6 protein-coding genes are annotated in these 4,805 nt (G+C 43.3%); 4 read left to right on the top strand and 2 right to left on the bottom strand.

All coding sequences use genetic code 11. From position 1 onward, the window contains the following. Positions 1-54: 54 nt before the first annotated feature. From pstB to phoR, 4 genes are all read left to right on the top strand, one after another. Complete coding sequence (gene pstB, locus B7Y67_RS10990) at positions 55-843, top strand: phosphate ABC transporter ATP-binding protein PstB (protein WP_293598680.1); 789 nt, start codon at positions 55-57, stop codon at positions 841-843. 12 nt (positions 844-855) lie between these two features. Beyond that, positions 856-1,563: a phosphate signaling complex protein PhoU gene (gene phoU / locus B7Y67_RS10985; protein WP_293598679.1), complete on the top strand. Its 708-nt coding sequence runs from the start codon at positions 856-858 to the stop codon at positions 1,561-1,563. Between the two features lie 26 nt (positions 1,564-1,589). Beyond that, positions 1,590-2,303, top strand: coding sequence for a phosphate regulon transcriptional regulator PhoB (gene phoB / locus B7Y67_RS10980; RefSeq protein WP_293598678.1), 714 nt, complete (start codon positions 1,590-1,592; stop codon positions 2,301-2,303). Positions 2,304-2,421: 118 nt separating this feature from the next. Beyond that, positions 2,422-3,663 (top strand): phosphate regulon sensor histidine kinase PhoR, encoded by a 1,242-nt coding sequence (gene phoR, locus B7Y67_RS10975; protein WP_293598677.1) that lies wholly within the window; start codon positions 2,422-2,424, stop codon positions 3,661-3,663. Between the two features lie 9 nt (positions 3,664-3,672). Here the strand turns inward: phoR and B7Y67_RS10970 are convergent, their stop codons facing one another. Together B7Y67_RS10970 and B7Y67_RS10965 are read right to left on the bottom strand one after the other, a co-directional pair. After that, complete coding sequence (locus B7Y67_RS10970; RefSeq protein ID WP_215365947.1) at positions 3,673-3,906, bottom strand: hypothetical protein; 234 nt, start codon at positions 3,904-3,906, stop codon at positions 3,673-3,675. 117 nt (positions 3,907-4,023) lie between these two features. Then, a partial coding sequence (locus B7Y67_RS10965; protein WP_293598676.1) for a CorA family divalent cation transporter occupies positions 4,024-4,805 on the bottom strand: 782 nt, incomplete at its 5' end.

Here is a 4,805-nt window from a genome sequence, read left to right as displayed (position 1 = left end):
AGTAATATGAAAACCATGTTTGACTTAAATACGATTGATAGTCAAGGAATAAGAATGAACGACACAACTACACCAGTAAAAAAAGACGTTAAAAATGCCCTAGAGGTTCGCAATCTCAACTTTTTCTATGGATCCTTTCAAGGTCTAAAAGACATTAATTTGGATATTGAAGAGGGTAAGGTAACAGCATTTATTGGTCCGTCTGGCTGTGGAAAGTCTACATTGCTGCGCACACTTAATCGCATGTATGACCTCTATCCAGGTCAGCGCGCTGAAGGTGAAATCAACTTTTATGGCCAGAATATTCTAGAGCCTGGACAAGACCTTAATCTCCTTCGTTCACGAATTGGAATGGTTTTCCAAAAACCAACTCCTTTCCCAATGTCGATTTATGAAAATATTGCCTTTGGTGTCCGTTTATACGAAAAGCTTTCCCGTTCTGAAATGGATGAGCGTGTAGAGTGGGCTTTAAACAAAGCTGCGTTATGGAATGAAGCAAAAGACAAGTTAAATCAAAGTGGTCTTTCACTATCAGGTGGTCAGCAGCAGCGTTTATGTATTGCTCGAGGTGTAGCGGTAAAGCCTTCCGTGATTCTTTTGGATGAGCCAACTTCAGCATTGGATCCCATTTCAACTGGAAAAATTGAAGAGCTCATTAATGAGCTAAAACATGAGTACACGATTGCGATTGTGACCCACAATATGCAGCAAGCAGCCCGTGTATCGGACTACACTGCTTATATGTATCTTGGTAGCTTGATTGAGTACGGTAAAACCGATGAAATATTTATTAAGCCTAAGCGTAAAGAAACAGAAGATTACATAACCGGTCGATTCGGTTAATTGGAGATGAATATGCCAGATAAACACCTTTCCTCGCAGTTTGATGCCGATTTAAATTCCCTGTCCAGTAGATTGCTGGAGATGGGTGGTCTTGTTGAATCCCAAATCTCCTCTGCCATGCGTGCATTTACGCAGATGGATATTGATACTTGTAATGTCGTCATCGCTAATGAAAAGATCGTAAATGATCTCGAAATTCAAATCGATATGGCCTGCACGGAATTGATTGCACGTCGCCAACCAACTGCTCGAGATTTACGTTTAGTGATGGCGGTATCAAAAGCGATTACTAATTTAGAGCGCGCTGGTGATGAGGCAGAGCGTGTAGCCAAAAGGACTAAGCGTTTGATTGAGTCTGGTGCGACTCACAATATTAATGTTGCTGAGATTCGTTTATCGGGTCAGATGGCTATTTCTTTACTGCGTCGCAGCTTAGATGCATTTGCCCGTCTTGATACGATTGCGGCAGCGGAAGTAGTTCAGGAAGATCGTCAGATCGATGAGGAGTTCAAAGGCTTTGTTCGTAAGTTGATTACTTACATGATGGAAGATCCACATACGATTTCTACTGGCTTAGATATGCTCACAATTGCTAAAGCCATTGAACGCATTGGTGATCATGCCAAGAATATTGCAGAGTTTGTGATTTATATTGCCAAGGGCTCGGATGTACGTCATATCCCCCATGAGGATTTGGTTCGCGAGGCGAATAAACCGTAACTATCCATACTAAAGCGGAATTTGCTATGACTCACCGGATATTGATTGTTGAAGATGAGCCTTCGATTGCTGAACTCATTGCAATTAATTTAAGCCATGCAGGATATGAGGTGCAAAAGGCGCTTCAAACTGACGTTGCTGCAAACATGATGCGCGATGAGCTCCCTAATCTATTGATTTTGGATTGGATGCTACCTGGTAAATCCGGCGTTCAATTTGCCCGAGAGCTTAGGGCAAATGAGCGCACTAGATCTTTGCCGATACTCATGCTGACCGCCAAGAGCGAAGAGAACGATAAGGTCTTGGGCCTTGATTCCGGAGCCGATGATTACGTGACCAAGCCTTTTTCTCCTAAAGAGTTAGTCGCCCGTGTAAAAGCATTGTTGCGCCGACAGATTCCGCTAGAGGGGGACGGTCCCTTAGCTGTTGGTCCATTAAAGCTCGATCCAGTTTCCCATCGTGTGAGTGCTACGTGGCCAAACTGTGAACCACAGACATTATCTTTAGGACCTACAGAGTTCCGATTGTTGCAATTTATGATGGCCAACTCAGAAAGAGTCCATTCTCGTGAAAATTTGCTTGATAAAGTCTGGGGTAATGAGGTTTATATAGAGGAGCGTACTGTTGATGTTCATATCAAGCGGCTCAGAGCAGCCTTATCCCCAGCAGACTGCGATCGCTTTGTAGAGACAGTTCGGGGTAGTGGATATCGAATCACAAAAACACCCACCCAGACCTGATATTTATTGGGTGGACTTGAGTTTTTCTAGTCTTCTGCAGCAGATGCTCTAAGATTGCGGAATGTTCTCCGTTTTCTTCCGATTTTTTCTTCTTCTTTGCACAGCTTTTTTTGCTGCTTTGATTGCCCAAAATAATGTTGGCCCTATTACAGGCATTTCAGTAGGCATTGCTTTTCTCTCGATTCTGCTGATTTACTCCTACATTAATTTAGCGCGCCTACGAAAATACACTGTAGAGGATAGGCTAGAGTCAATGCCACTGCCTAGTGGTTATTGGGAAGAGGTTTTCTTTTACCTGCAACGATTAGTGCGTAATCTTAAGTTGCAAATGCTATCTGTTGAGAAACAACACAATCGCTTTATTGAAGCGTTTCAGGCTTCGCCAAACGGCATCATGATGCTGGATGATCAAGATCAAATTGAATGGTGTAATGCGATCTCAGAGCGTTTCTTTGGCCTTCAATTCAAACGTGATGTGATGCAGCGTATTAATTTCCTGATCCGTCGCCCGGAGTTTATTCGCTATCTTCATGATCGTCATTTTGAGGAGCCATTACTTTTAGAGCGTATGGGTCCTAAATCAAATCTTAGTTTGATGTTGCAAGCTTTTCCTTTTGGTGAGAAGCGTCACTTACTCTTGGTGCAAGACGTTACCGATCTACAAAAAGCGGATGCCATGCGGCGGGACTTTGTGGCAAACGTTTCCCATGAGATGAGAACTCCCATTACCGTATTAATGGGGTTTCTGGAAACGATCCAATCTTTAGATTTAGATAAAGCCCAACAGGATCAATATTTTGAGATGATGATGTCTCAAGCCCAGCGTATGAAAAGCCTTGTAGAGGACTTGCTAACTTTAGCTAATTTAGAAGCGAATTCATTGCCGGCACCAACCCAGCCCATACAAATGCAGACTGTCATGGCGCTTCTGAAAAATGATGCTGAGGCACTCTCTAAGGGTCACCACGCTTTTTACTTCGATGTTGAGAGCTCTAAAAATATTCTGGGAGAAGAGCGGGAAATTCTCTCGGCATTTAGTAATTTAGTCTCTAATGCCATTCGATACACGCCTGATGTTGGCTCTATTAGCGCATCTTGGCGCGTAAATGCTGCAGGAGAGGGCGAATTCTCAGTTGTGGATACTGGCCCAGGAATCGCTTCTGAGCATCTTTCTAGGCTAACTGAGCGCTTCTATAGGGTAGATCGCAGTCGCTCACGCGATACCGGTGGAACTGGCCTAGGTCTAGCTATCGTGAAGCATATTGCGAGCCGACATCAAGCGCAATTAATCATTGAGAGTACACCTGGAAAGGGAAGTACATTTACGATGCGCTTCCCTAAGGAGAGGTTGACAGATTAGATAAAAGTTTTAATCCTTTTTATCCTTCTTGTCTTTCTTATCCTTCTTGTCTTTCTTATCCTTCTTGCGTTTAGATTCCTTAGGTAATTTATCTAACTTACCATTGGCGTAAAGGCACCAGACCTTAATTTCCTCTAGAAGTTCAGTGAGGTCCTCATAAGATAGGTTTTTAAAGTCCTGCAAGCCAATGGCTCCAGACTCTTGAAGCTGTTTAACAGCGTCTTCGTACTTATATTCACTCATAAATTTCCACGTAAAGTTGTAAGAACGGGGTAATGCTAGCAAAGTAATATGACAAAACCCCTTTTTCTGATATTTCTGGGGTTTTATTGAGTTCTGCTCCTTAAGTTCAATGAAAAATTACACAATTTTGCGAATTTTTAGCGAGAGATAGACGCCAGCACCAGCCATTGCCATGAGGACCATCACGATATAGAAAGACTCCTTAAGCCCAGGAAGGTCCTCCATATTCATTCCCATGATTCCTGTGATCAGGGTCATGGGCAAAAAAATGACCGTCATGACTGAGAGTACTTGTAAGTTACGGGCATTGAATTCGGCAACGTGGGCAGCTTGTTCATCCTGCAGAATTTTGGCCCTGTCATATAAATTTGAAATTTCTTGGACTAAATGGGAAAGTAGATCAAGGTCATCGCTCAGCCTGAGCTTGTCCTCATCTGAAAACCAGTAGGGAACTTTCTTTTGTAGGCGATTTAAAGCAATGAGTTCTGGTGAAAATTGCCTTCTTAAGCGACTGCAATCGATGCGCGTTCTTCCCAGGTATTCATGTTCGGGAAGCTCTTTTGCTTTTAATAGCAGCTCCTCTTGATCATCCATGGTGTCGGAGAGTTGGATTAATAAGGTTCGCAGATATTCAGCGCGCAGATCAATCAGTTCGTGGAACAATTCGATAGCCGAGCAAGGGTTGAGGGCTCCACTTCTCAAGTCAGAGCGCAGTCGATCCGTTGTTCTTAAGGGGTTGTTGCGCAGAGAAATCATTAATCGTGGAGTGAGAATGGCCCATAGAGTCCCCAGGCTATGATCACTATCCTCGTTGCCAAACTCTTGCTGGAAGTCATTCATCACCATTAATAAGCAATCGTCCAGCTTTTCAATGCGCTCAAGACGACTACGAGTTACTC

This window comes from Polynucleobacter sp. 35-46-11 (assembly GCF_002281105.1).
This window is presented reverse-complemented; position numbering and strand designations above follow the sequence as displayed.

What these genes read in the sequence shown, in the direction of transcription:
- pstB (WP_293598680.1), top strand. Translation starts at nt 55, where the DNA reads ATGAACGACACAACTACACCAGTAAAAAAAGACGTTAAAAATGCCCTA.
- phoU (WP_293598679.1), top strand. Translation starts at nt 856, where the DNA reads ATGCCAGATAAACACCTTTCCTCGCAGTTTGATGCCGATTTAAATTCC.
- phoB (WP_293598678.1), top strand. Translation starts at nt 1,590, where the DNA reads ATGACTCACCGGATATTGATTGTTGAAGATGAGCCTTCGATTGCTGAA.
- B7Y67_RS10970 (WP_215365947.1), bottom strand. Translation starts at nt 3,906, where the DNA reads ATGAGTGAATATAAGTACGAAGACGCTGTTAAACAGCTTCAAGAGTCT.